General features: G+C 40.6%; 26 protein-coding genes. 14 read left to right on the top strand and 12 right to left on the bottom strand.

Annotated features, from left to right (window positions below; genetic code table 11):
• The first annotated feature begins 9 nt into the window (after positions 1-9).
• The 7 genes from lhpI (at position 10) to ACXAFE_RS13120 (ending at position 8,651) form a co-directional block, all read left to right on the top strand.
• Entirely contained in the window at positions 10-951 is a 942-nt protein-coding gene (lhpI, locus tag ACXAFE_RS13150; RefSeq protein WP_475153337.1) for a bifunctional Delta(1)-pyrroline-2-carboxylate/Delta(1)-piperideine-2-carboxylate reductase, read from the top strand.
• 13 nt (positions 952-964) lie between these two features.
• On the top strand, positions 965-1,357 hold the full coding sequence (locus ACXAFE_RS13145) for a DUF3592 domain-containing protein (protein WP_475153334.1): 393 nt from the start codon (positions 965-967) through the stop codon (positions 1,355-1,357).
• 35 nt (positions 1,358-1,392) lie between these two features.
• The gene (locus ACXAFE_RS13140) at positions 1,393-1,935 is read left to right on the top strand and encodes a transporter substrate-binding domain-containing protein (RefSeq protein WP_475153333.1); all 543 of its coding nucleotides are present in this window, start codon (positions 1,393-1,395) and stop codon (positions 1,933-1,935) included.
• A gap of 18 nt (positions 1,936-1,953) precedes the next feature.
• Complete coding sequence (locus ACXAFE_RS13135) at positions 1,954-2,187, top strand: hypothetical protein (protein ID WP_475153332.1); 234 nt, start codon at positions 1,954-1,956, stop codon at positions 2,185-2,187.
• Between the two features lie 198 nt (positions 2,188-2,385).
• A complete protein-coding gene (gene acnB, locus ACXAFE_RS13130; protein ID WP_475153611.1) occupies positions 2,386-4,983 on the top strand; it encodes a bifunctional aconitate hydratase 2/2-methylisocitrate dehydratase in 2,598 nt (865 codons plus the stop codon).
• 196 nt (positions 4,984-5,179) lie between these two features.
• Entirely contained in the window at positions 5,180-7,927 is a 2,748-nt protein-coding gene (locus tag ACXAFE_RS13125; RefSeq protein WP_475153331.1) for a metallophosphoesterase, read from the top strand.
• A 109-nt stretch (positions 7,928-8,036) separates the two neighbouring features.
• A complete protein-coding gene (locus ACXAFE_RS13120; RefSeq protein WP_475153329.1) occupies positions 8,037-8,651 on the top strand; it encodes a paraquat-inducible protein A in 615 nt (204 codons plus the stop codon).
• On the opposite strand, the gene ACXAFE_RS13115 is transcribed toward ACXAFE_RS13120, so the two are convergent.
• Both ACXAFE_RS13115 and ACXAFE_RS13110 read right to left on the bottom strand, forming a co-directional pair.
• Entirely contained in the window at positions 8,648-9,244 is a 597-nt protein-coding gene (locus ACXAFE_RS13115) for an FMN-binding negative transcriptional regulator (protein WP_475153327.1), read from the bottom strand. The two genes, ACXAFE_RS13120 and ACXAFE_RS13115, sit on opposite strands and share 4 nt — an antisense overlap.
• 1 nt (position 9,245) lies before the next feature.
• Entirely contained in the window at positions 9,246-9,827 is a 582-nt protein-coding gene (locus ACXAFE_RS13110) for a GNAT family N-acetyltransferase (protein ID WP_475153325.1), read from the bottom strand.
• 105 nt (positions 9,828-9,932) lie between these two features.
• On the opposite strand from ACXAFE_RS13110, the gene pdxR reads away from it, so the two are divergent.
• Positions 9,933-11,396, top strand: a complete 1,464-nt coding sequence (gene pdxR, locus ACXAFE_RS13105; protein ID WP_475153322.1) for a MocR-like pyridoxine biosynthesis transcription factor PdxR — start codon at positions 9,933-9,935, stop codon at positions 11,394-11,396.
• Here pdxR and ACXAFE_RS13100 read toward each other — a convergent pair.
• Positions 11,373-11,768, bottom strand: a complete 396-nt coding sequence (locus ACXAFE_RS13100; RefSeq protein ID WP_054978179.1) for a hypothetical protein — start codon at positions 11,766-11,768, stop codon at positions 11,373-11,375. The genes pdxR and ACXAFE_RS13100 overlap by 24 nt on opposite strands.
• A 71-nt stretch (positions 11,769-11,839) precedes the next feature.
• Between ACXAFE_RS13100 and ACXAFE_RS13095 the strand changes: the two genes are divergently transcribed.
• The gene (locus tag ACXAFE_RS13095; protein WP_475153318.1) at positions 11,840-12,889 is read left to right on the top strand and encodes a flavin-containing monooxygenase; all 1,050 of its coding nucleotides are present in this window, start codon (positions 11,840-11,842) and stop codon (positions 12,887-12,889) included.
• On the opposite strand, the gene ACXAFE_RS13090 is transcribed toward ACXAFE_RS13095, so the two are convergent.
• Together ACXAFE_RS13090 and ACXAFE_RS13085 are read right to left on the bottom strand one after the other, a co-directional pair.
• Positions 12,857-13,606, bottom strand: coding sequence for a helix-turn-helix domain-containing protein (locus ACXAFE_RS13090; RefSeq protein WP_475153316.1), 750 nt, complete (start codon positions 13,604-13,606; stop codon positions 12,857-12,859). The genes ACXAFE_RS13095 and ACXAFE_RS13090 overlap by 33 nt on opposite strands.
• Positions 13,603-14,958, bottom strand: a complete 1,356-nt coding sequence (locus ACXAFE_RS13085; RefSeq protein WP_475153314.1) for an MBL fold metallo-hydrolase RNA specificity domain-containing protein — start codon at positions 14,956-14,958, stop codon at positions 13,603-13,605. The genes ACXAFE_RS13090 and ACXAFE_RS13085 overlap by 4 nt, the downstream gene beginning before the upstream one ends.
• Positions 14,959-15,123: 165 nt before the next feature.
• Between ACXAFE_RS13085 and ACXAFE_RS13080 the strand changes: the two genes are divergently transcribed.
• Both ACXAFE_RS13080 and ACXAFE_RS13075 read left to right on the top strand, forming a co-directional pair.
• Entirely contained in the window at positions 15,124-15,357 is a 234-nt protein-coding gene (locus tag ACXAFE_RS13080; protein ID WP_010561556.1) for a hypothetical protein, read from the top strand.
• Positions 15,358-15,770: 413 nt separating this feature from the next.
• The gene (locus ACXAFE_RS13075) at positions 15,771-18,635 is read left to right on the top strand and encodes a TonB-dependent receptor plug domain-containing protein (protein ID WP_475153311.1); all 2,865 of its coding nucleotides are present in this window, start codon (positions 15,771-15,773) and stop codon (positions 18,633-18,635) included.
• A 97-nt stretch (positions 18,636-18,732) separates the two neighbouring features.
• Here the strand turns inward: ACXAFE_RS13075 and ACXAFE_RS13070 are convergent, their stop codons facing one another.
• On the bottom strand, positions 18,733-19,377 hold the full coding sequence (locus ACXAFE_RS13070; RefSeq protein ID WP_475153309.1) for a DUF2959 domain-containing protein: 645 nt from the start codon (positions 19,375-19,377) through the stop codon (positions 18,733-18,735).
• Positions 19,378-19,453: 76 nt separating this feature from the next.
• Here ACXAFE_RS13070 and ACXAFE_RS13065 point away from each other — a divergent pair, with 76 nt between their 5' ends.
• Complete coding sequence (locus ACXAFE_RS13065) at positions 19,454-20,347, top strand: virulence factor BrkB family protein (RefSeq protein ID WP_051320887.1); 894 nt, start codon at positions 19,454-19,456, stop codon at positions 20,345-20,347.
• 1 nt (position 20,348) lies between these two features.
• Complete coding sequence (gene dtd, locus ACXAFE_RS13060; protein WP_475153307.1) at positions 20,349-20,786, top strand: D-aminoacyl-tRNA deacylase; 438 nt, start codon at positions 20,349-20,351, stop codon at positions 20,784-20,786.
• On the opposite strand, the gene ACXAFE_RS13055 is transcribed toward dtd, so the two are convergent.
• Positions 20,775-21,443: a polyamine aminopropyltransferase gene (locus tag ACXAFE_RS13055; protein ID WP_475153304.1), complete on the bottom strand. Its 669-nt coding sequence runs from the start codon at positions 21,441-21,443 to the stop codon at positions 20,775-20,777. The two genes, dtd and ACXAFE_RS13055, sit on opposite strands and share 12 nt — an antisense overlap.
• A gap of 125 nt (positions 21,444-21,568) precedes the next feature.
• Between ACXAFE_RS13055 and ACXAFE_RS13050 the strand changes: the two genes are divergently transcribed.
• Positions 21,569-22,468 carry a bifunctional GNAT family N-acetyltransferase/hotdog fold thioesterase gene (locus tag ACXAFE_RS13050; protein ID WP_010561564.1) on the top strand — a complete coding sequence of 300 codons (900 nt, stop codon included), beginning with the start codon at positions 21,569-21,571 and terminating at the stop codon, positions 22,466-22,468.
• Between the two features lie 31 nt (positions 22,469-22,499).
• Here the strand turns inward: ACXAFE_RS13050 and mgtE are convergent, their stop codons facing one another.
• The 5 genes from mgtE to hpf all read right to left on the bottom strand — a co-directional run bounded on the left by mgtE (position 22,500) and on the right by hpf (position 25,881).
• Positions 22,500-23,861: a magnesium transporter gene (mgtE, locus tag ACXAFE_RS13045; RefSeq protein WP_475153302.1), complete on the bottom strand. Its 1,362-nt coding sequence runs from the start codon at positions 23,859-23,861 to the stop codon at positions 22,500-22,502.
• A gap of 123 nt (positions 23,862-23,984) precedes the next feature.
• A complete protein-coding gene (locus ACXAFE_RS13040) occupies positions 23,985-24,257 on the bottom strand; it encodes an HPr family phosphocarrier protein (protein ID WP_475153299.1) in 273 nt (90 codons plus the stop codon).
• A 15-nt stretch (positions 24,258-24,272) separates the two neighbouring features.
• Positions 24,273-25,121, bottom strand: coding sequence for an RNase adapter RapZ (gene rapZ / locus ACXAFE_RS13035; RefSeq protein WP_475153297.1), 849 nt, complete (start codon positions 25,119-25,121; stop codon positions 24,273-24,275).
• Positions 25,122-25,136: 15 nt separating this feature from the next.
• Positions 25,137-25,592 (bottom strand): PTS IIA-like nitrogen regulatory protein PtsN, encoded by a 456-nt coding sequence (gene ptsN, locus ACXAFE_RS13030; protein ID WP_010561568.1) that lies wholly within the window; start codon positions 25,590-25,592, stop codon positions 25,137-25,139.
• A 1-nt stretch (position 25,593) separates the two neighbouring features.
• Positions 25,594-25,881 (bottom strand): ribosome hibernation promoting factor, encoded by a 288-nt coding sequence (hpf, locus tag ACXAFE_RS13025; protein ID WP_038638076.1) that lies wholly within the window; start codon positions 25,879-25,881, stop codon positions 25,594-25,596.
• Between the last annotated feature and the right edge of the window lie 17 nt (positions 25,882-25,898).

The following is a 25,898-nucleotide window of genomic DNA, read 5'->3' as shown; positions in this document are numbered from 1 at the left end:
GGATACGCCATGAAAATAATTGAAAAAGCACAGGTATTATCTAGTCTGACGTTTGATGCCTTAATTAATGCACTTAATACTAGTTTTGCCGGCAACTTTTTAATGCCACAGCGACAAGTGTTTGAATTACAGCCGGGTGATCCTTCTCATAATGCATTTGCTGTTTTACCTGCGTGGGATGAAGAGGTGATTGGCGTGAAATCCTTTACTTATTTCCCGCAAAATGGCGAGGCGGGTTTTGAGTCTTTATATTCAAAAATTATGTTATTTGACCGAGCGCATGGTGTACCGCTTGCGCTGGTGGATGGCACCAGTGTGACGCTTTGGCGTACCGCTGCGGTTTCTGCTCTGGCGGCACGTTATTTAGCACGTGAAGATGCTGAACATTTAGTGTTTTTTGGCAGCGGTAACCTTGCCAGTTATATGATTAAAGCGCATTTGTCAGTTCGCAATTACCGTAAAGTGACCATTATTGGCCGTAATCGCGACAAGGTAGATAGCTTGATTAGCCAGTTACAAAGCGAATTTAGTCACATTGCATTTGTTGCTGGGCAATCTGATAAAGAGACGATTGCAAGTGCCTGTACAATTAGTTGTGCAACAGGCTCACCAGAGCCGTTATTTGATGGTAGCTGGCTGAGTGCTGGTACGCATATTGACCTAATCGGCAACCACCACAAACATTGCCGAGAGTGCGATACGCAAACGGTAACACAAAGTGAGGTGTACGTGGATGGCCTAACAAACGTGTTAAATGAAGCGGGCGAGTTGTTAATTCCGATGGCTGAAGGAGCGTTTAGCCAACAGCAAGTAAAAGGTGAATTAGCCGATTTATGTGCTAATCGTGTTTTAGGCAGGCAGCAAGAAAACAGCATCACATTGTTTAAATCGGTAGGTACAGCACTTAGCGATCTTGTGGCTGCTAACCTCGTTTATAAGTTATCTAACTAAGTTGGGAATGGGCATGAAATTAGAGCTGTTATTGGTTGGCGGGTTGATATTGCTGTGGGGCTTAGAGCCATGGGGTTATTATTTTTTATGCCGTCAACGGAAACGCTCTTGGCGTGCTTGCGCGATAGAGAAAGCCACATTAGTTGGTTTACAAGATTTGATGCCATTTCATAGCTTTAAAGATAAACAAATGATGCTGCAATACTGCTTTGAACAAACTAAATATAGCGTGATTGTTGATTACGATAAGTCTTGTTTAACGGCACTGGAGAATAACCAAGAAGTGTTTATTTTTGTTGATCCTAGCAACCCAAGTAACGCTTTTTTATATCGCATGCCTAATCGTATCATCGCTTATTTATTTCCTTTAATCGGCACACTTTTATTTACGCTGGCACTCACCTAGACTAACAGTATTGTCTTCTTTTTATTGAACATGCGATGTGGCGAGGTTGGACAGGGCTTAGTTTTTTACTACTGATTGTTGTATTTGTGGCTACCCGCGTAAGTGCTGTTGAACTTGAAATGGTTGTTACAGAGCATTTTCCACCTTATCAAGTTAAATCAGGGGAAAAACTCGATGGCGTTGCTGTCGATATTGTTAAGGCATTACTGCGCCGAGAGCAAATCTCCACCGAGCATTTAGTATTGCCTTGGTCCCGTGCTTATCATATTGCTACCACAGAAAAAAACGTATTAATTTACTCAATGCGCCGAACGCAGAAACGTGAAAGTAGTTTTGAGTGGATTGGACCGGTTTTTCCAAATAGCTCAATGCTACAAAGCAAAAGCTCATTGTTTTTATGGCAATTAAAAGCACGTGAACAGGCAAACGTTACGATTCATTCAATGCAAAATCTAACCTTAGTCGTCGCAAGAGATGATTACATTATGGATGAAATTGTTGCACGCTATCAGTGGCCTGAAAAAAACGTAATGAAGGTAAGGCATTGGCCTGAAGCGATTAACGCACTTAAAGAATAGCGCGTAGATACGATTGTATTGCAGAAAAACAATTTAATCGCGCTTAGTAAGCAAATGGCGTTTGATTTAAACGATTTTGTGCCTGTTGTTGATTTGGGGCGTACTCCTCAGTTGTATGTTGCTCTTAGTAAGGGGTCTGATAAACAGCTAGTTGAGCGTTTACAGCAAAGCTTAGCGAGCTTACACGCTTCTGAAGAATATAATTTAATTGAACAGCAATGGCGTTCATCATTCATAAAAGTTAATTTTTAACCCCTTTCTATTCATGTTACTTATGATAAGCATAAACATGCTGGCCTTGGATCGTAATATAAAACCCTTATACTAAAGGTGAATAACTAACCAATACCTGACGCTTTTAATTAAAGTGCTACAGTTTATTAAAGTGCTTGAAGTCGTTCAAATACTCAAGCCATGTTAGGTATTTCACGTCACCAAGGAGGTATTATTGTGCTTCAAGAGTATCGTTTACATGTCGAGCAGCGTGCAGCTCAAGGTATAGTGCCAAAACCGTTAGATGCACAGCAAACCGCTGAACTTATCGAATTAATTAAAAACCCACCGGTTGGTGAAGATGAATTTATTTTAGATCTACTCGTTAATCGCGTACCGCCAGGTGTTGATGATGCGGCATACGTGAAAGCGGGGTTCTTAGCTGCGGTCGCTAAAGGTGAAGCATCATCGCCACTGATAACAAAAGAATACGCCGCTGAACTACTGGGTACCATGTTAGGTGGTTACAACATCGCCCCGATGATTGAATTACTAGACGTCGAATCGTTAGCGCCCATTGTGGCAAAAGGGTTATGCAAAACACTACTAATGTTTGATGCGTTTTACGATGTAGAGGAAAAGGCAAAAGCGGGTAACAAATATGCGCAACAAGTGATTGAGTCTTGGGCAAATGCTGAATGGTTCACCGACAGGCCCGCTGTTGCCGAGAAAATCTCTGTTACTGTGTTCAAAGTAACAGGCGAGACAAATACTGATGATTTATCTCCAGCGCCAGATGCGTGGTCACGTCCAGATATCCCACTACACGCGTTAGCAATGCTTAAAAACGAGCGTGAAGGTATAAAACCAGAAAAGCCGGGTGAAATTGGCCCTATCTCTCAACTTGAAGAGTTAAAAGCAAAAGGTTTGCCACTTGCGTATGTAGGTGATGTGGTAGGCACAGGTTCTTCTCGTAAATCCGCGACTAACTCAGTGCTTTGGTTTATGGGCGATGACATTCCATTCGTGCCTAACAAACGGGTTGGAGGAGTATGTTTAGGGGGGAAAATTGCCCCTATTTTCTTTAATACCATGGAAGATTCAGGCGCGTTACCAATTGAACTGCCCGTTGATGAATTAAATATGGGTGACCAAATTGATATTTACCCATATGAAGGCGTTGTTAAACGTTTTGGTACTGACGAAGTAATTTCTACGTTTGAACTTAAATCAGAAGTAATTCTTGATGAAGTACAAGCGGGCGGTCGTATTCCACTTATCATCGGTCGTGGTTTAACAGATAAAGCGCGTACGTCACTTGGTCTTGATCAAGAAACAATATTCCGTAAACCGGCAACTGCAGCCGATACAGGCAAAGGCTACACGCTAGCGCAAAAAATGGTGGGCAATGCGTGTGGCGTTAAAGGTGTACGTCCTGGTCAGTACTGTGAGCCGAAAATGACGACTGTTGGTTCACAAGACACTACAGGCCCAATGACACGTGATGAACTAAAAGACTTAGCATGCTTAGGCTTTTCTGCAGATTTAACCATGCAGTCGTTTTGTCATACTTCTGCCTACCCAAAACCAATTGATGTAAATACGCATCATACATTACCCGATTTCATTATGAATCGAGGAGGGGTATCGCTTCGCCCCGGTGACGGTATTATTCATTCGTGGCTAAACAGAATGCTGTTGCCTGATACCGTGGGAACGGGTGGTGATTCACATACACGTTTTCCTCTGGGTATTTCTTTCCCAGCAGGCTCTGGTGCGGTTGCTTTTGCCGCTGCAACGGGAGTGATGCCGCTCGATATGCCGGAGTCAGTATTAGTAAGGTTTAAAGGTGAAATGCAATCGGGCATTACGTTACGCGACCTAGTACATGCCATTCCTTACTATGCAATTCAACAAGGCTTATTAACGGTAGAGAAAAAAGGCAAAGTTAACGAGTTCTCAGGGCGAATTTTGGAAATTGAAGGGCTGGAGTATTTAACTGTTGAGCAGGCATTTGAACTGTCTGATGCATCAGCAGAGCGATCTGCGGCGGGATGTACCGTGAAGCTTTCACAGCAATCAATAGAAGAATACTTAAACTCGAACATTGTTATGCTTAAGTGGATGATCACAGAAGGCTATGGTGATGTACGCACTATTGAGCGTCGAATTACCAAAATGCAAGAATGGTTAGATAATCCAGAGCTTATGTCGGCGGATGTGGATGCAGAGTACGCCCATATCATTGAGATTGATTTAGCAGAAATCAAAGAGCCTATTTTATGTGCGCCAAACGATCCAGATGATGCGCGCCTGCTATCAGAGGTGCAAGGCGAAGAAATCAATGAAGTGTTTATTGGCTCGTGTATGACAAACATCGGCCATTTCCGTGCTGCAGGTAAGTTACTTGATAATTTTAAAGGCCAATTACCAACACGAATGTGGATTGCACCACCAACCAAAATGGACCGTGACCAGCTTACCGACGAAGGCTACTATGGCATTTATGGCCGTGTAGGGGCGCGCATTGAAACGCCAGGGTGCTCGTTATGTATGGGTAACCAAGCGCGAGTTGCAGACCAATCTACTGTGGTGTCTACTTCTACACGTAACTTTCCTAACCGCTTAGGTACGGGAGCAAATGTATTTTTAGCATCTGCCGAACTTGCTGCAGTAGCTGCAATTATAGGTAAATTACCTACGCCAGCTGAGTACCAAGAATACGCGACAATGATAAATGCAACAGCTGCTGATACATACCGGTACTTAAATTTTCATAGAATGCCGCACTATACTAAAAAAGCTGAGCAAGTGATTATTCAGCAAGCAGTGTAACGATTCAGCTGTGTAATTGAGTGTGATGGTTATAAAAGCCGATGTTATTTAGCATCGGCTTTTTGCATTTTAAGATAATTTAATTCTTTAAATCTGGGAATTTATTATTAGCTATGATGTAATATTTTCAATAATTGTTGTTAAATTAACCATTTGTTAATTTTCATAAATGCGAATTTAAACGCGAGGCAAGGAAGTGTATTTCAGAGTATTGCTATATGTGTTCAGCACATTGCTGTTGTTGGGTTGTGTAGGTGAAGGCGAAACTAGCAAATCAGTTAGTGAAGATGCGGCACAAACACCGGTACCCGTAGGTAGTGAAGGGGGAGTTATACGCTTTGATGGCACAGGCACTTTAGACCTAGAAGTTGGCGCTGTTGCCGATGGCTTGACACTGTCAGTTGATGTAGGGCAATCGCAAGCCTTTCCCGATGCGCAAAATTCGCTTTCGAAAGTGTATTCGATAACACCAATTGAAACCGCACTCTTTGATAAAGCGGATCTGACGATTCCATTACCAAGTGATTATCAAGCGGATCAGCAATATGTGCTGGCAAGACTTGTTAACAATACCTGGGTACCTAATTTTAATTCGAGAATCGAAGGTAATTTTATTAGCGCTGAAATTTATCACTTAGGTATATATAGCATTCGTAAATTGCCGAATGTTTCTACGTTTAAATCCATTGGCCCAACCTGTAATACAGCTGCTGTACAACAAACCATTCGTTTTGTGCATGTTGCTGATTTGCACTCGCGATTTGGTTATAAAGAGCGCTTATACAGCCGTTTGAAATCACTGCATTTAACTTCACTTGAAGAAAATCCTTACACTGTTTTTACTAATGGTGGTGATGACTATGAAAAAGGTAATGTAGCCGAGCAAGTATCTATGGGGCGCGCCTCGTCACTGGCGACACAAGCGATGGAGTTTGATGTACGTGTTGTTGGAAATCATGACTACGCTTGGGGAGAAGATGAACTACTTGCGTATGCTCAAGATGAAACAGCATTGGTGCTTGCGTCAAATACTCAGTACGTAGGCGATAAAGCCCCAGGGTTTCCGACACATAAATTTGGCATCATTGAGTTAGGGTGTGTCAAAGTTGGCTTTTTAGGTATGACATCAGGTCCATGGAATGAACTTGATAAAGAATACAAAGAACGCCCACTACCAGACTTTATTGATAATTTTGTAATGGATTATGAATTTACCGAAGTCGCTGAAGGCTTAGTACGTTTTTATGGTGAGCAAGTTGATTATCTTGTCATGGTCAGTCATTTAGGTTGGGTGGATGATCGCATTGCGCAAAACGTACCTGACATTAATTTAATTCTTGGTGGTCATAGCCATGATAAACCGCAGATCCATAGGTATAACGACAATCAATCGATTGTGATTGAACCCGATATTTATGGCATGGGCGCAACTGTGATTGATGTCGAATTTAACTTATTTGATAAAACGTCGCGCCCAGTACGTTTTGAAAATGACGAAATTCAAGTTGACACAATGGATATCAATACATTCCATGAACCGCTTGATAACAAAATAGCAGAGATTGTTAAAACCTATTTAGAAGATCCAAACTATAAAGTGGCGATTTCTGAAAATTACCCCGACCGCAATGACATTGAAAAAGTGCTAGCCGATGCGCTGATGTTTACTCACAAAGTAGATGCTGTTTTGTTGGGTGCTTATGACTTGGCAGATCCGTTTAGCTTGTATCCTTGGCAAGCTGGTGGTGTAACCCAGCAAGAATTACATGATGCGTTTCCGGTAGAGCGTCAGCCTTCGAATACATTGGGTTTTAATGCGGTTTACTCTGTTGAGGTGTCAGGTGCGGATTTAGAGTCTATGGTGGGTCAGCAGCCCCAGTGGCAATACTTTGGTGAGCAGCAATTTAATCCAGATAGCAGCTACACGGTAGCGCTTTATAAAGGTGCCGCACTAAACCCAACGTTATTTTTTAACGACATTAGTTTTAAAAACGCCACTGCACTAAATGATAGCTGGCGCGTAATTGAAGAATACGGCCGTTATCGAACCAGCCAATGCTTGCACTTAGACACAGATACACAATTAAATGCCTGTAAAGAAGATGAATTTATAACTCTTTGGCAGTTTGATAATAGCGAAGATCCATTTTTAGCGGACTATGGTCCATCGACCATGAAGTTGTTTAACCCTGATCGTAAAAGTTATAGCGATGAGGTGATTTTTGAAAAAATTTCGCAACTTGAAGAATCAATCCCAAGTCTTTCAGGTTTTGATGCAACTGTTATGAAGTTCCCACGCTTTAAAATAAACGAAGGCTTAAAAGTGCGCCATAACGTCGATGCCAACGGTGATTTTGTCGATCAAGGATTGGTGTCAGATTATTCATTGGTAATGGATATATTGTGGCCAAGTGAAAGTGTGGCGAAATACCGTCCGTTATTACAAACATCTCTAAATTACGAAAGTGAAATCGAAGACGAAAAAAAGGCAGAAATCCGCTTTGAATCAATAGAAGGAGAGCGCACAACTGGCGGCGTTGGATTTGATGGCTTTTGTGGTGAAATGTTACCAGACACTTGGTACAGAATTGCACTGGTATTTTATAGTGCTCCATTTGATGGCACCTTTAAAGTTTACATTAATGGTGAATTAGTCTGTGAGAAAACAGGTCGAAATATTACTGAGCGTTTTGCATTAGGCGAGCAATTTTTATTGCTAACCGATGGCACATGGGCAGCCCAACCAGGGTATTTAAATGCTGCGCTATTTGCTGGCCGAAGCTTAAGTGAAACGGAAATTAAAATGATGGGTGGACCATCAGCCAAAATGACGTTTTCGCAAGAAAAAGCCACAACCAGTGAAACAATTTTGCGTCATCAGCAAAGTGCACCAGGGCGACCGTATAATCCATGGCTTGAACAGCGCAATAAGTTCTTTAAATGAGTTAGTTGCGTTATAAGTTGCTTCGATTTATAACGCTTTTTAACAAATCAAATTAGCCGCACAATGTGTGTTGCGTTAAAGTCGGGAAAATTAATTTTTAAGAAGCATTATGAAAACAAAAATTAGCGCTGTTATTTTATTACTCGTGAGCATTGCCTTGCTAATCCCTGGGGTAACTCAGCCCGTGTTAACACTGCAAGGGAATATTGATAAAGCCAAAATTGTAGATGTGGGTATTACCATGCTTGCCGAAGAAGGCGATGGCAATACACGCAGCATGCTTCGTATGTTTTCGGGTATGCTTGGCCTTGATAAGTTAGAAGGTGAAGTGGAAGCCTATCGCAAAACCCGCAGTATTGTTGGCACCATTGAGGAACTTGCCAATAACAAAAACCATGTGGTGGCAGTATTAGTTGGGTTATTTGCGGTGATCATTCCATTTTTTAAACTGTTGATGCAGCTACTCAGTGTATTATTGCCCGCTAAAACTAAGCTCACTCGTTTGCTTAATACCGCTGCTTCTAAGCTTAGTAAGTGGAGTATGACTGACGTATTTGTGATTGCACTTATTGTTTCTTATTTGGCTGGCAATGCCGACGGGCAAATGGGCGATATGTTAAAAATGAAAGCCGAGCTAGGCATCGGCTTTTGGTTTTTTACTGCGTATTGTATTGTGGCAATTGCCTCTTCTCAGTTTGTAGAGCGCATTCATAAAGCCCGCTAATAAATCAATTCGGCAGAGTCTTTATCGCCACGAGCATAAAGGCTCTGTTTTATCTCTTCTCGCGTTTCGCTTGCCTCATCTTGACTTAGTTTGAAGTTACCAACGACTTCTGCAATCTCTATTTTAAACACCATTATGTACCTTAATGATTGCGATAGTTCATTCTCATCTACTTGAGAAAGTTGCCATTGCGTTACCAGTTTATCTTCAAATTGTGCTACTGAATAAGCCATTATCTCGCGCTTTTGTGAGGGCTTTGTAATAGGTTGTGCTGTGCCTTTTATCTCTAATTTGGCGTAATGCCATGTAGGTAAATAGACTTTTTCGGCATCATTGGGTGAAACATAACAGTCTGCACCATTAAAAAGACATTTTATGTTTAAAGGCTGCTTGGCAAGTAGCTTGGCAAGCGGGTTGTTTGCTGCCATGTGTCCCAATAAGTGCTGCTTTTTTTCATCTAGCACTAATGGAATGTGGCAAAGCTCAATGTCGCCTTGCGCGTTGTGATAAATCAAACTTGCCAGCGGAAACTTCTCAATGTGTGCTAACAGTCGAGCGAAGTCATTTTCGATATATTGGCGTGGTGGATACATATTATAACTTTGCCTCTAACTGTTGTTTTACATTTGGCCAAGTAGTGTGGGTGATACTAAATACTGCGCTATTACGATAGCTACCGTCAATCAACTTTCTATCTTGCCATGCGATGCCTTCAAATTGTGCGCCTAATCGAGCAATGGCATTTCGTGATTTTTGATTATTTTCATGGGTGCGAAGTTCTACCCGGGCTGCACCAAGTTGTTCAAATGCGTAGCTCAACAGTAAATATTTTGCATGTGTATTGATATGGCAACGTTGAAATTCAGGGGTAATAAACGTGTGGCCAATTTCAAGTTTTTCGTGATTAAAATCAAGGGCAAATAAGCGTGTGCTGCCCACCAGTTGATTACTTTTTTTATCAATAATCACTAACGGCAATTGCTTATCAGCTTGGTATTGCGCTGTTTTATTAAACCAATGCTCAAGCGTATCTTTATCTTTGCAGTAATTGCTAAGCACATATTGCCAAATTTTCGGGTTTTTCCCTGCTTGTAATAAATCATCTAAATGGTGGTGTTGCAGCTGTTGCAAAATGACTTTGTTAGTTTCAAATTGTGTTTGTGTTAATTGTTGCATGGTGACCTCATTCCAATTTCTTCATGCTTAATGAGGTGTATTAAAAAAGAAATCTGGTATAACGTTAACAACCAGTTTTTAATATTTATATAGACCAGAAATTAAATGCGCTTACTGACCATTTCATTTAATCCACATGAAAAGAAATACCTCGCCATTGCTGCGAGTATTCGAGAGGCCATTTTATCGGGTCAGTTAAAACCACAAGACCGATTGCCGGCAAGCAGGGACTTAGCAAATCAGCTCAATGTGAATCGTCATACAATTATGGCGGCCTGCGATGAGTTAGTGGCGCAAGGGTATTTAGAAAGTTTACCGCGTATTGGTTATCAAGTGGTTTCGGTCTTACCGGTAGAAGGCTGTATACCAAACGAATTGAGTGAAACTCAGCAATTTAATTTGGCTCACTTATTTAAATCGCCAAAAGCGAGTCTTTCTAACGCTGATTTTAACGTACGCTTTAATTTTGCTGGTGGATTACCAGATATAACTCAATTTTCAATGAAGGTATTTAAAAGCCACTTAAATACTGCGTTAAAACAGTTAGATCTGGGCAGTTTGCATTATCAGGGCACGCTCGGGAATGAAACATTACGTGAACAAATAAAGAAATACTTAGTAAGAGCGCGCGGTCTTTCATCTGGCGAAATATTAATAACCAATGGATCGCAAGAAGCATTGTTTATTGTCGCGCAAGCGGTGTTACAAGGCGGTGACAATGTGGCGCTTGAGCAACTTAGTTATCCGCCTGCATGCGCTGCGCTCAGCTCAAATGGTGCAAACCTGATTACCATTGAACAAGATGAGTTTGGTATAAAACCTGACAGCTTAAAGCGCGTGTTAGCGCATACGAAAATAAAGCTTTTGTATTTAACGCCGCTACACCAGTACCCAACAACAGTGACCTTATCGCCACAACGTCGCAGCCAAATATACCAATTAGCTCAGCAGCATGATTTTTTGATTTTAGAAGATGATTATGACCATGAGTTTCATTATCGCTGTTCACCGTTAGTACCAATGGCTGCAAATGACCCTGATGGGCGAGTCATTTATATCTCAACGTTTTCAAAAATTATGTTTGCAGGCGCGCGACTAGGCTATGTTTCGGCTCACCCGCAAGTTATTGAGTATTTGGCTAATAGTAAAAAAATCATCAACCACAAAACCGAGTGTGTGTTACAGCAAGCGGTGGCTAATTGGATGAGCGAAGGGGACTTTGAAAGACATCTTCGCAAAATGACGCAATTGTATTTAGCGAGAAGAGATCACCTTGTGTTGTTGTTAGAAGATTACAAGCAAACGGGTTACCCGATCACTTTTGCTGTTCCCGATGGGGGCATGGCTATTTGGCTTGGCTGCAAGCGTGATTTAACTGGTTTTACTGAGTTGGCACAGGCGCATGGAATATATATTCAATGTCAGCAAGACTTTAACTCACAAGTAACCAATTGTGATGAGCAAGGTTATCAGTATCTGCGTTTAGGGTTTGCCAGTATGGAAGAGCAAACCCGTTTAGAGGCGGTTAATGCATTAATGGCGTTATTATTCCCCGCTTTGGGTACTTAGCCAATTGAGTGCTTGCGCTTTATTATTGAAACATTGATGTGTTAGTCCTGCAGTAGGGTAAACATAGTCACACACTTGTTGTGTCATCGACCTTGTTACACAATGTTCAAGATTAACTGCGACGGCTTTGGCACTGGAGGCTTTCAAAAACTCAATGTGTGCATTTTGTGCATCTGGCGTTGGCAGTGCCTCGCCATGAATGTTAAGTAATACATCAAAATCAGTAATTTGCTGATTACGCACCATATCAATTAATTGCTCATGTAAATGCATAAAAAACTCAGCATTCCATGGCCCGGTTGTGTTTATTTCTAGCGTTTTTCCTTGCCAATTAAGGCTGACATCGCCATGCATTTTAAATTTTTCAAACATATAGCGTTTAAATTCAATTTTTAGTTTTGCTGTACCTCTATTCTAGCTGAGAGTTTTCAGTTGGAGTAGATATGAAACAAGCAATTATTGTTGGTGCAGGCCATGCTGGTTTAGCAACCGCCTATTTATTGAGGCAAAAGGGCTATCACAAAGTGGTTATTTTAGAAGCGTCAGATGCTGTAGGCAGTGCGTGGCGAAATCGTTATGAAGGGTTAACTTTGTTTACTTCTCGGCGCTATAGTCAGTTGCCAGGGTTGAATATATCTGGCAACGCAAGTGAGTACCCGTCAAAACAGGAGTTTGTTGAATATCTTGAACAATATGCTGCTGCCCTGTCATTAGATATTAGATTTGGCCGTAAAGTAGTTGATGTGCGAAAGGACACCGATGGCTTCACAGTAAATTGCAGTAATGGTGAAACCTACCAAAGCAAAATGCTGTTTGTATGTACTGGTGCATTTCAAATCCCTTATTCGTATCAGCTGGATAGTAACTCTTTTTATCACGGTAAAGTGTTTACGCCAGAATCTATTGGTGATCGACACTTAACCTGTGAAAACGAAAACTGGTTAGTGATTGGTGACGGTGCCAGTGGCCGGCAACTGGCAAAAATGTTAATTGAGAAGAATCAAGTATTTTTATCTATGGGCAAGGCGCGTTCTTTTTTGCCACAACGTTTATTGGGTAGGGATATTTTCTTTTGGTTAGATAAGCTCGGCCTGACTCGTCTAGGAAAACAACATTGGTTAGCGAAAAAAATGCGAAAGAAAGACCCATTTCCTGCAACTGGTAGTCGTAATCATCAGTTAGCTAAAGCTGAAATAACACTTTGTAAGCGCTTTAATTTGAATAAGTTAAATAGAGAAAAGCCAATAACACTTAGAGGGAAAGTGATAGATAAGGTGATAATTGCTACGGGCTATAAAAATGATTTTTCTTGGCTTAAAAGCTGTTTAGCGCAGCAAGCTAGCAATAAAGATATTTTTGATAAAGTATCCGATATATCGGGATTATATATCTTGTCTCAACCTTGGCTGAGCTCGCGTGGTTCGGGTTTAATTATGGGAATAGAGCATGATTTTAATTTATTAGACTTGCTCGAATGTGAGCCTTCCTTTTAATTGCTTTGGCTGTATGCCAAATAACTTTTTACATTCGCGGCTTAAATGTGCGGCATCACTAAACCCTACTTGATGAGCTGCTTTGGTTAAATCAAAGTCATTTGCGAGTAATGGTATTAAGCGTTTGAATCGTAAGTAACGTTGGTAACTTTTAAATGGCATGCCAATTTGCTCACTAAATAAATGTGATAATCGGCTTTGCGATAAATTAACTATTTTTGCTAATTGTGAAAGATTTAGCTGGGCGCTGTCACACTGCTCTAAGTGATTAAGTATTTTTGCAATACGCGGATCCGTGGGGGACTTTGCTTGGGCATGGTGGCATAAAATGCTATTTAAAAATTCAGTCATCGCATAATCAAAATTGCCTTTTTTATCAATAAAATATTGCCAAAGGTATTGCGATTTGGCCTGTTCAAAGCAGGTGTAAACATTGTTTTTATTTTTTTGGCAGTTAATAAGGTGAGTTAGCTTTTTACCAAGCACACTAAAGTTATCAATCAATATGGTGATGACCGGCTTATCACTTTTTAAAGTGTGCTTTACCTTACTTGCAATTATTAAGCAGTTTGTGGAAAGCGTTTTTTGGTCAAAAGTAATACTGGCTTGTGGCGACAATAAGTTAATTTGAATAAATTGATGGCTATGTTCATTTGCCATCAATTTATCATTAAATGCGATATAAAGACCTTGGTAGGCTAAAAATTGAGTTTTCAAAGTGCCACTTGTTCCAAATACTCAGCCACTTTGGCGTCAATGCCAAGTTGCTCCTTAATGTGGCAGCGCATTGCCTCACATGCACTGACTTCACCATGGTTAATATAAATTTGCTTTGGTAATGCTTCGCCTTGCTGCAACCAATTTAGAATATCTTGATAATCACCATGGGCCGAAAGTGAATCTAGGTTTAGAACATTTGCTTTTACATCAATATATTCGCCATGAATTTTTATTCTTTCGGCGCCATTAATAAGCGCTTCACCGCGTGTGCCTGCTGCTTGAAAGCCTAAAAATGCGACTGTGTGTTTATCATCTGGCAATAAACTTTTTAAGTGATGTAATACCCGCCCGCCGCTTGCCATGCCGCTTGCTGACACAATAATACAGGGTAGATTACGGCTATTTAGCATTTCCGACTCTTCTTGCGTTTTAACAAACTCTGTCATGTCATCAATCGCTTGGCATTGTTCTTTTGTTAGTTTGTGATGTTTGTGGGCTTTTTCATAAAGATCTGTGACCTTTATTGCCATCGGGCTATTGAGATAAACCGGTACATTCGGAATTCGCTGCTCTTTTTTTAGCTCAGCGATTAAATGCAAAATTAACTGTGCACGGCCAACGGCAAAAGAGGGCATAAGAAAAATACCACCACGCTTAAAGGTGTCATTTATTGCATCGGCGAGAATTTGCTTGGTGTCGGTTGCCGTATGACGTTTATCACCATATGTTGCCTCTACAACTAGTAAGTTACAGGGAGAAATCGGCTCTGGTGGATACATAATAGGGTCGTCTTGCCTACCAACATCTCCACTGAAAACTAACGTTTTACTTTTCGCGTTTAACTCGATACTTGAAGAGCCGAGAATGTGCCCATTTGGTTTTAAGTTAATTGTTATATTTGGCAAAATTTCAACATTGTGTTGAAAATCGAGCGGTACAAAAAGAGATAACGACTTTTTAGCATCATTTAATGTATACAGTGGTTCAGCGGGAGAGTGCTTAGAGAAGCGCTTTTTATTTGCATATTTTGCGTCTTCTTCTTGTAAAAAACCCGCATCAGGCAGTAATACTTCGCACAGTTTAAGTGTTTCGTGAGAGCAAAAAATAGGGCCTCTAAATCCTTGCTTGTATAAAAGTGGAATATAACCCGAATGGTCTATATGCGCGTGGGTTAATAAAACGGCATCTAGCTTAGTTACATCAAACGGAAGGGCTTGCCAGTTGCGAGTGCGATAGTTTTTTATGCCTTGGTAAAGGCCGCAATCAATTAAGATCTTTAGGTTTTCTACTTCCAGTAGGTGTTTTGAACCTGTAACTGTACTTGCTGCCCCGATAAATGTTAATTTCATGGCAAGCTCCATATTTAGTGTAATTAGCTCTATTTTAGTCAATCTTACTAATAATTAATTGTTAGCAAGATACTAAATTAAGCTAACATACTGAAAGTTATATTAATATATATTTGGCATAGAGTTTGATTTAAATTAAATAAATTGGAAATTTGAGAGGTTTATATGGCAGAACAAGGATCAGCAGGCAATGTAATCGCTGCTATTTGTAACGTGTTTTTCCCAGGTCTTGGGCAGTTGGTACAAGGGCGTATTGGCGCGGCACTGATATTTGCGATTGTTGTATTTGGTGGCTACGCTTTATGGTTTTTTGTTGTTCCAGCAATCATTGGCGGTATTTTCCACTTATGGGCAATAATTGATGCGGCTAAGTTTCGTAAAGTTGAAATATATCGTTGATGTTAATTAAAGTTTAAATTTTTGCATTTTAGTAAGGTGACGTTTTGGTTACCTTGCTAAAATTACGTATATTTGTTTTAAATTGTTAATTCCCACCTGTAGTAGTCTTATTTCATCCGGTTGTAACAGTATTAAATTCCACTTGATTGTAAATGGATGTAAACATCCTTTTGGTGTGTAAATTTTATTTTACCGTTTTTTAATGATGTAAGTGTTTGATTTTATTTATTTCCCTTTCTTTTTCTTATGGTTTTTATCTTAAATTTATAATAATGTTTTTTGTCGAATAGTACTCATGTTTTGTAATTTTTATGTTAAAACAGTGTTGTTCTAATTACATTTTGAAGCAAAGAGAAACATTTGCACGTAATTTGTAACATTTAACATTTAGAAAACTTCAGGGAAATCTCATTTTGAATAAATTAAACTTATTAGCATTGGGTGTTAAAACAGCCCTATTCGCTGGTGCAATGACTAGTTTTACAACTGTCGCTGCAGAAGAAGAAAAAAACGTTGAAAAAGAAAGTGTTGAACGTATTGAAGTAACAGGTTCTCGTATCAAGCGTCATGCTGAAATTGCACCGAATCCAGTAACAGTGATTGGTGGTGAGGAGCTTATTAATGCGGGTATTACCAACGTTGCGGATTTACTGCAAAACATTCCATCAAGTGCGCCAGGTTCAGCACCGACTACAACAACGAATACAATTTTCGGCGCCGGTATCAATACAACTGATTTACGTGAACTTGGCCCAGAGCGCACATTAGTACTTGTTAATGGTCGCCGTTTTGTCTCAGCAAGTACGAGTAACTCTTCAGTTAACTTAAATAACATCCCATCTTCGATGATCTCTCGAATTGAGGTTGTTCACGGTGGTGCTTCTGCTGTTTACGGTTCGGATGCGGTTGCTGGTGTTGTTAACATTATTCTGCGCGATTCATATGATGGTTTCAGCCTTGATTATAAAACTGAACAAACGCAGCAAGGTGGTGGTGATTCAGATTATTATTCACTTACCTTTGGTAATGAAGGCGATAAAACAAGCTATGTCGTAAACATGAGTTACAGTGAAATTGGTCAGTTGAAAGAGTCTGATCGTGATTTTATTGTAAACCCTGTAACTAGCTATAGAAACCCAGATAATACTGGCGGTGATGATGGTATTCCTGCACGTGTAATCTTAGGCAAGCAAACAAAGCTTGCGGTGTACGATAAAGCCGGTGATGCATTTTTACCAGGTGGTCACTATGTATTTGGTCCGAATGGTGAACTAGTGCCTTTTGATTATGGCGATGGTCTACTTCCACCACCAAATGGTTATTACACTACAGGTGGCGGTAATGGATATTCTTTCTTAGAAAATAGCTATATAGCAACACCTCTTGATCGTTTTAATACGTTTATTAATATTAATCATCAGCTAAGTGATGACCATGAGTTGTCATTTGAGTTAGCTGCGGGTGAAGATAACGCATATGCTGAAGCCTCACCAGTATTTATGCAAAAGCAAATTCGAGCGGACAACCCATTTTGGGATCCTGAAGCAAAAGCTCAGTTTGATGCTGCAGGATATGAAGCTAGTGACACTATTGGTGTATATAAGTTAGCTTCAGACTTTGGTAACCGTCGATATGAAGATGAGCGTACGTTTAACAATGCGACAATTGCTGTTGAAGGTATTATTTTTGACGAATATGACTATCAAGTTTATTTCCAGCGTGGCGAAAATAAAACACTTACACAATGGCATGGTGAGATCTTAGAGCAAAACTTAGATTATGCTTTAGATGCAGCAATGATTGATGGCTCAATTCAATGTGCTGTACGTGATGATGATGGTAATGTAGTAGGTTCACGCTTAGGCTGTTCACCAGTTAGCTTATTTGGTGAAGGTGCAGCATCACAGGCAGGATTAGATTATGTGACAACTACTGGCACATTAAATATGAAAAAAGCTCAAACAGTGTTTGGAGCTAGCTTATCAGGTTATGCATTTGAATTACCTGCTGGTGGCGTTGCATTTGCTGTTAGTGCTGAACATCGTAAAGAAGTTGGTGAGTCAATCCCTGGTGCAGGTATGGCTAACAACTTAATCTTTGGTAACTTTATTAATCCTTGGAAAGGCGAATTTACTGTTGACGAAGTGGGTTTAGAAGTTTCTGTACCTGTATTAGCTGATATGTTCCTAGCTCAAGAATTGACGGTGGATTTAGCAGCTCGTTATATGGATTATTCGAGTGTTGGTGCTAACTCTGCGTGGAAAGCTGGCTTCTCTTGGTCTGTAACTGATGAAGTTCGTATGCGTGGTTCTAAATCTAAATCGGTTAGGGCGCCAAACGTAGAGCAGCTTTACAGTGCAGGTGTTCAATCATTTGGTGGTTATGATGATCCATGTGATGCTTATAACATTGAAGAAGCAGATGCGGATGTTCGTCAAAATATTATCAATAACTGTAAAGCAGCTGGTATTCCAGTAGATGCTGATTGGAGACCTTCAGCAGATTGGCGTCAAGTTACTCCACCAAGTGTTAATGGTGGTAACCGTGCATTAACTGAAGAAACATCTGACGATACATTATTTGGTGTGATTTATACGCCTACTGAAGATCTAACCTTTATTGCTGACTATTGGAGCTTTAAAGTTGACGATGCGATCAACCGTTTAGGTCCTGCGACAGTTGTAGATAACTGTTATGAAGCATCTACTCTTGATAATGAATCGTGTGATTTAGTGACACGTGATCCAAATAACTTTGAAATCACAAACGTTGTTAATGCGCCATATAATGTTGCATCTTATGAGTTAAAAGGTGTGGACTTAGAGTCTTCATACAATCTTGACACATCATTTGGTGAATTTGATTTCCGTTTATTAGCGACTTACCTAGAGCACCGTGAGTTTATTGCGGATACGTTTGATAGTGGTTATGAGTTTAATCCAACAGTAGGTGAGCAGCGCTACCCTCGTTGGAAAGCTCGTTTAACAGCTGGTTATACGTATGATGACTTCTTCGTGCAGTTAACTGGTAACTACCGTCACTCTACAGTAGGTAACCGCGAGTGGACAATTGAGCAAACCAACTATAACGAAATTCCGTCTTACACCAAGTGGGATTTATATGCTCGCTATACAATTAATGAAACATTTGAAGTAAGGGGTGGTATTGATAACGTGTTTGATATTACACCACCAAGAAACCCATATTCATATGATAATGGAGAATTTTACGATGTATATGGTCGTACGTTCTCATTCGGTGTGAATGCACGTTTCTAATTTAATTAGAATGAAATAAAGTTAAAACGCCAGTTAATAACTGGCGTTTTTTGTTTGTAGCTTGCGTTTGTTTAAAGCTTAGCGATTGGTGAAGTGTCTACTTATTCATCTGCGCTATAAACTTATTTGAATCTGCAATGGATTTATTCATTTCGCTCATAAGTGTTTTAATATCGCGTTTTAATGTAGAAAACTCACCTTTTATTGCGGCAATTGCTTGCGCATTAAGGTTATGTTTTAAGTATAAAACGTTGTCGTTTAGTGCGGTTAAAACGGGTTCCATTTTGCTTTCAGAGCGGCGCATTGAACGTAATAATTGGTCAAACTGGCGCTTAGTGGCGGAAAGTTTCTTTTGGCTATCGCGTTTTAGTTTAGCGTTTGAATACTGTTCTAATTCTTCTTCCCACTCATCAAATAGCGCTTCTGCTACGTCTTCAACGGCATTAATTTTACTCGATACATCTTCAGCTGACTTTTTACTCGCCGAATAATCATCATTAAGTTGGTCGTAAACTTTTTGTAGCTCACCACCATCAAAATTAATTAATGTTGTTAAGCGCTCATAGGCTGATTGGAATTCTTCTTGAGAATCTTGTTGCGACTCTTTTGCTTCTTCTACACGGTCAATCAGAATGTCGCGCTTGTGAACACCTACGCTTTCCATTGCAGAGTAATAAGCTGTTTGACAGCCAGAAAGGGTTAATAAGCTTGTGGTTGCGACAGCGAGCAGTAATTTTTTCATAGTGTGTTCAATTCTCTTTATGCTTTCCATTATCTTGTTATTATATGGCAATATTTTTTTATTAGTAGCGCTTACGATGCAGAATAAAGTCGATTACTCCCAGATGTTTCAGCAATTTGGTAAAGCAATACGCTACGCCGCCTTTTGGTTTAAGGGGTATGGCAAACGTTGCTTAGATGACCAAATTACCGTCAATGCTGGTTATTTAGCCTATGTAACCTTGTTGTCATTGGTTCCAATGCTTGCTGTGGTATTTGCTATTTTTTCTGCGTTTCCTGTGTTTCAGGACTTTAGAGCGGTTATCGAAAATTTTATTTTTAATAACTTTGTACCAACGTCTTCAGAAACCATTAAAGAGCACATAGGTGCGTTTACTGGTAATGCGAGTCAAATGACGGCAATGGGTATTGGTTTTTTAATCGTTGTAGCGCTTTTTTTGATTCGTAATGTGGATGCAACGCTCAATCGTATTTGGCGCACGCAGAAGAAGCGCCCGGTTGTGATCTCGTTTGCGGTTTATTGGATGGTATTAACGCTTGGCCCGGTTTTATTGGGTGCAAGCTTAGGTATGACATCGTACCTTGTCAGCTTGGCAGCGTATGCCGATGAGGGGATCCCAGGTTTTAGCGGCTTTTTACTTGGCTTGCTACCTTACGTGATTTCTACTGCGGGTTTTATGCTGATTTACACCGTAGTACCTAATATTCGAGTGCCTATTAAAGCCTCCTTACCAGGCGCGATGTTTGCCGCACTGTTGTTTGAGCTTAGTAAAAAAGGGTTTGCTGCTTACGTAAGTAACTTCCCATCTTATGAAGTGATTTATGGGGCGCTAGCGACCATTCCTATTTTGTTTGTTTGGGTGTATCTGTCATGGATTGTTGTGTTATTAGGTGCTGAATTCACAGTGTCACTGCAACAGAGCTTTGGTGAGAGAAAGAAGCCGTTAATTGTTGAGCAAGAGGAAGAATAATATGCAAGGGTTAATTCAACGGGTGAGTGAAGCCAAAGTGGTCGTTGATGGAGAGGTTGTTGGTGAAATTGGTCAGGGTATTTTACTGCTGTTAGGGGTAGAAAAAGGCGATGATCAGCAAAAAGCCGATAAGCTATTGCACAAAGTATCTGGCTACCGCATTTTCTCCGATAGTGAAGGGAAAATGAATTTGAGCCTAAAAGATATCGGCGGTGATTTGTTAGTTGTTTCGCAATTTACACTAGCAGCCGATACTAAAAAAGGAATGCGTCCTAGCTTTTCGTCTGCAGCTGTACCTGCGCTCGGTGAAGAGTTATACGAATATTTTTTAAGCCAAGCTAAGCAAAGCTTAACAACAGTGCAAACAGGGCAATTTGGTGCTGATATGAAAGTGCATCTAGTGAACGATGGGCCAGTGACATTTCGTTTAGAAGTGTAAGTGCACTATTTTGTTGTTGTAGTCCTTAATTGCATAAATTGTCACATCCGCTTTAAATATACTCGTCAGTACAGTGCGCAACGAATTTAACTGTTGCGCGCTTTCACATATAAAATTAATAAATAAGTGCCGATTAGCGTCATCAACAAACAGCGACTTCACTCGTTGATAAAACTCGTGTTGAAACAGAAAAATAGGGCAGTCTTGCTTACTAAATAAATCAAGCACAATCCAATTATACGAGTTGGAAAACTGATAAGTTGTAATATCGCCGGCAATGAGATAGGAGGATTGTGGCAGTGACGCAAAATACTGCGTATATAACTCGATAATATCTTGGCTTTTCTCAATAGTAGTAATGTTGCAATGCGGGTAACTTGCATTGAGATAATTGCGAATTGCACCGCCACCTAATCCTACTTCTAATATATTGCTGGGTTCAGGTAAGGTTTGCCATAAGCTGGCTAATTGTTGCAAATGTGGCAGTAAAAATTGCTGAGGTTGTGTTAAATCGCTAACTGACTGTAATGTGTTATCTATTAATAGCCACCTAACATCCTCAAGCTGCCTGACGGTGCATGTGCCTATTGGCGTTTTTCTTAAGCAAACGAGGGTGCCAAGCATGTTTGCGTTATTTACAAAATCAATAGATACCACATTAAGCCCTTGTAAACGCGTTCAATATTAAGCTTAGGCTAATACCAAAGTGTTTACCATCGAGTGATTTTATATTGTGCATTTTTAGGTTAATCTGTTGCCAATTAAAATTATAAGGAGTCGCTATGTTACAAGTTACGACACCCCAAAGTAGTCAAGATTGGCAGGATTATTATCAACTTAGATGGCAGGTGCTACGCGCCCCTTGGCAGCAGCCTCGAGGTTCTGAGCAAGATGAGTTCGAGCAAGAAGCGGAACATCGTTTTATTAAAAATGAGCAAGGGCAAGTGCTAGGCGTTGCACGTTTGCATTGGAATACCGGTGAACAAGCGCAAGTGCGTTATATGGCGGTGAATAAAGATCATCGTGGTCATCACCTTGGCAGCCGTTTATTACATGAACTAGAAAAGCTTGCATGGCAGCAAGGCGCTAAAGAATTACTCTTGTTTGCTCGTGACAGAGCGGTCGATTTTTATAAGCGTCACGGTTATGTGGTCGTTGAAAAAGCGCACTTGATGTACGGCGATATTCAACATTGGAAAATGGTTAAAGTATGCCCGTCATGTCCTGGCTGGTTCCGTCGCCCTGAATGGACTAAGGTGCTGCAAAATACGTGGCGTGAGGATATTCCAATCAGCGATGCTATGGGCATTAAGGTTGAGAGTTATACTGATTGGCAATTTACTACGAGCGCTGAATTTAGTGCTAATCAAAACCTTCACGGTACAATGTTTGCCGGTTCTATTTATAGCCTTGCTACTTTAACAGGTTGGGGAGCAACTTATTTACATTTGAAAGAGATCGGAAGCGACGCTGCAATTGTGCTATCTGATGCAAGCATTAAATATCTCAAACCGTTAAAACAAGATCCTATCGGCAATGTTGATTTACATAAATGCTCAGGTGATCTTTCTAGCTTAGAGCAAGGTGAAAAAGCAGTTTACACAGTGCCAGTGCAAATTTTTGACGGTGAGCAACTGGTTGCTGAGTTTGTTGGCGAGTATACCTTACTGCCAAAGAAGTAGAACTAAGGTGATATAAGCGTAAGTGCTTATATCACGGTAGCAGGAAGTAGGTTGCAGTGCCAAGGAAGGCAAAAATACCTACTACATCTGTTACTGTTGTTAGAATTACCCCGCCAGCGAGTGCTGGGTCGATATCTAACTTCTTTAAGATAAGCGGAATTGTTACCCCGGCACAACCTGCGGCAAATAAATTCATAAACATCGCAAAGGCAATCACTAAACCGAGCGTGAAGTCCCACTGCCAAAGCGCTACTACCGAAGCAATTAACACTGCCCAAATCACACCATTGAGCATACCAATCGCTATTTCTTTACCAATTAGCCAACGCTGGTTGGCATCGTTAATGTGGCCAACAGCCATCCCGCGAATAACTAAGGTGAGCGTTTGGCTACCGGCAATCCCCCCCATTGAAGGCACAATGCCGTTAAGTACAGCTAAAATCGGTAATATACCTAACGTTGATTCGAAAAAACCTGCCACAAATGCAGCGAGGATAGCAGTAATTAAGTTTACGCCAAGCCACACCGAGCGGCGCTTGGTACTTTTTACAACGGGCGCGAAGGTGTCTTCTTCGTCATCAAGACCCGCCATACTCATCATACTGTGTTCGGCTTCTTCACGAATTACATCAACAATGTCATCGATGGTTATACGGCCAAGTAATTGGCTGTCTTCGTCGATAACTGGGGCTGAAATCCAGTTATGACGTTCGAATAATTGAGCAACTTCTGACTCACCCATGCTAACAGGGATGGCTTCAGATTCATTATCCATAACTTCACGTACAGTGAGTAACGGACTTTTTGTCAATAATGTCGCAAGCTGAATATCGCCTAAAAACTTGTTTTCTTTATCGACAACATAAAGCTCATCGGTACCTTCTGGTAATTCGCCTTTTAAGCGTAAATAACGCAAAACTACGTCAAGCGTGACATCAGGGCGAATCGTGATGGTATCGGTACTCATTAGAGCACCTGCGGTTTCTTCCTCATAAGATAAAACAAATGTCGCTCGCTCTTGATCTGTTTTATCCATTGAGCCCAATACTTCTTGGTATACGGTATCGGGTAAGCTACGTAACACTTCTGCAAGGTCATCATCATCCATTTCTTCCGTTGCAGCGGCAATTAGCGCAGGATCCATTTGCGCGATAATACCGTTACGCACATCTTCAGAAAGCTCTTCTAGGGTTTCACCTTGCAGATCAGGGTCAACCAATTGCCATAAAACAGTACGGCTTTTATGCGGTGAAGACTCCAACAATAAAGCAATATCACACGGTGGCATATGTGCTAACATGCGTCGAACATGCACAAACATGCCGCTACTTAGGGCTTTTGTAACCTCATGTAGTTGTGTTTGTGAGTAGTCTTGTTCTAGCGCTTCTGGCATGTTCACCCTATTATTTATTGAAGGTTGGAGTGAATGATTGCAACTCTTTGATTTATTAGAGTTAACTTACGTCTAATTTATTGTAGCATTATTGCAGAAAAATGTTTTAACTAAGTTAGCTGTTTATTCGCCTTCGTTAAACTTAGCTTGAATTAAATCGCCTATGGCAAGTAACGCTTGCTCTTGGTCTGGCCCCTCACAACGCACTAACACCTCTTTACCTTGCGAGCTTTCTAATAGCATTAAGCCCAATACACTATCAGCTTCAGCCGTTTTGCTACCTTGGGATAAACTAATTTTTGCATCAAATGCCATTGCGAGTTTTGCAAGTTGGGTTGCAGCGCGAGCATGCAGCCCTAACTTGTTTTCGATTAAAAAACGTTTTTCAACTGGCATAGTAGTCACTTCTGCTTATTTGCTTACTTGCTCACGATGGTGTGCTTTTACGTTTTTATGGTGTTTGGCGAAGCTATCAGCCAGTGTTTGCGCTAAATAAACTGAACGGTGTTGGCCGCCAGTACAACCAATTGCAACGGTTAAATAGCTACGGTTATTACGCTCTAAATGTGGTAACCAAGTTTCAATAAAGGTTTGCACTTGCCATGCAAATTTATGAACCACAGGCTGGCTAGAAAGGAAGTCGATCACTGGTTTGTCTAATCCTGTTAATGGCTTAAGTGCTGGTTCCCAATGCGGGTTAGGTAAAAAGCGGGCGTCAAAAACATAGTCAGCATGTTTTGGAATACCGTGCTTATAACCGAATGACTCAAACGTGATAATTAACTGATTTGATTTTTTACCGAGTACTTTCTCTCTTATGCTATCGGCAAGTTGGTGAACACTTAAGCCTGTTGTATCGATAAAAATATCTGCTTGCGAGGCGATAGGATCGAGCAGTTTTTTCTCCGCTTCAATTGCTTCTTCTAGGGAGATATTATTCAGTGATAACGGATGCAAGCGGCGCGTTTCTGAAAAGCGCTTAATTAGCGTGCTATCATCACTATCAAGGTAAAATAAGGTTGGCGTTGCAAAACCAGGTAAATAGTCGAGTACTTCTTCTATTTCCTCTGGCTCTTTAGTCATATTGCGAGCATCAACACTCACTGCAATTTTATCGTATTTATCTGAAACTGAGCGGATCAACGAAGGCAATAAATTAACAGGAATATTGTCGACAACATAATACCCGAGATCTTCTAATACTCTGAGTGCGACTGTTTTTCCTGAACCAGAACGACCACTGACTAAAATAAGTTGCACTTACATCTCCCTTAGTTAACTCGCCTCACTACTAATGATTTGATATAGCTGATGATTATTTTCAGCGTGACGTAGTTGACGGCAAAACTGCTTATCTTTTAGTTTATCAGCGATGGTGGCTAAAGTCTGCAAATGTTGCTGGCACTTTTGTTCTGGTATGAGCAGTACGATAAAAATATCAACATCTTTATCGTCAATAGCATCAAAGGGAATAGGTGACTGATTTACAATTAAAAAGCCAATGGTATTTTGTAGGCCATCAATGCGGCCATGAGGAATGGCGAGGCCTTTACCAATACCCGTGCTACCTAGTTTTTCGCGTTGCAGCAAGGCTTCAAGAAACTCTTGAGAAGTAATATCAGGTGCTTGCTGATGGGCAAGGTCGCTAATAAATTCAAACAGTCTTTTTTTGCTATTAAAAAGGACCGCGGTTTTAGCGCAGTCCTCAGCAATAATATCGGTTAATTTCATTTTAGTGGCGAGAAAGTTTCTCTTTGTGCTTAATTACTTGACGGTCTAGTTTATCGACCAAACCATCGATTGCTGCATACATATCTTGTTGTGCTTCAGATGCGAACAGTTCACCGCCATTAACGTGCATCGTTGCTTCTGCTTTTTGTGATAACTTTTCAACATCTAGAATAACGTGCACGTTATTTATGTGATCAAAATGCCTCTCTAGTTTTGCAAATTTGTTAGTGACATAGTCTCTTAAAGAATCAGTAATTTCTACGTGACGACCTGTTAAGTTTAATTGCATAAGCATTTTCCTTCTAT

This window comes from Pseudoalteromonas sp. ABV4_021, assembly GCF_056159365.1.
Note: the sequence above shows the minus strand (reverse complement) of the source record. Positions and strands in the feature narration are given on the sequence as shown.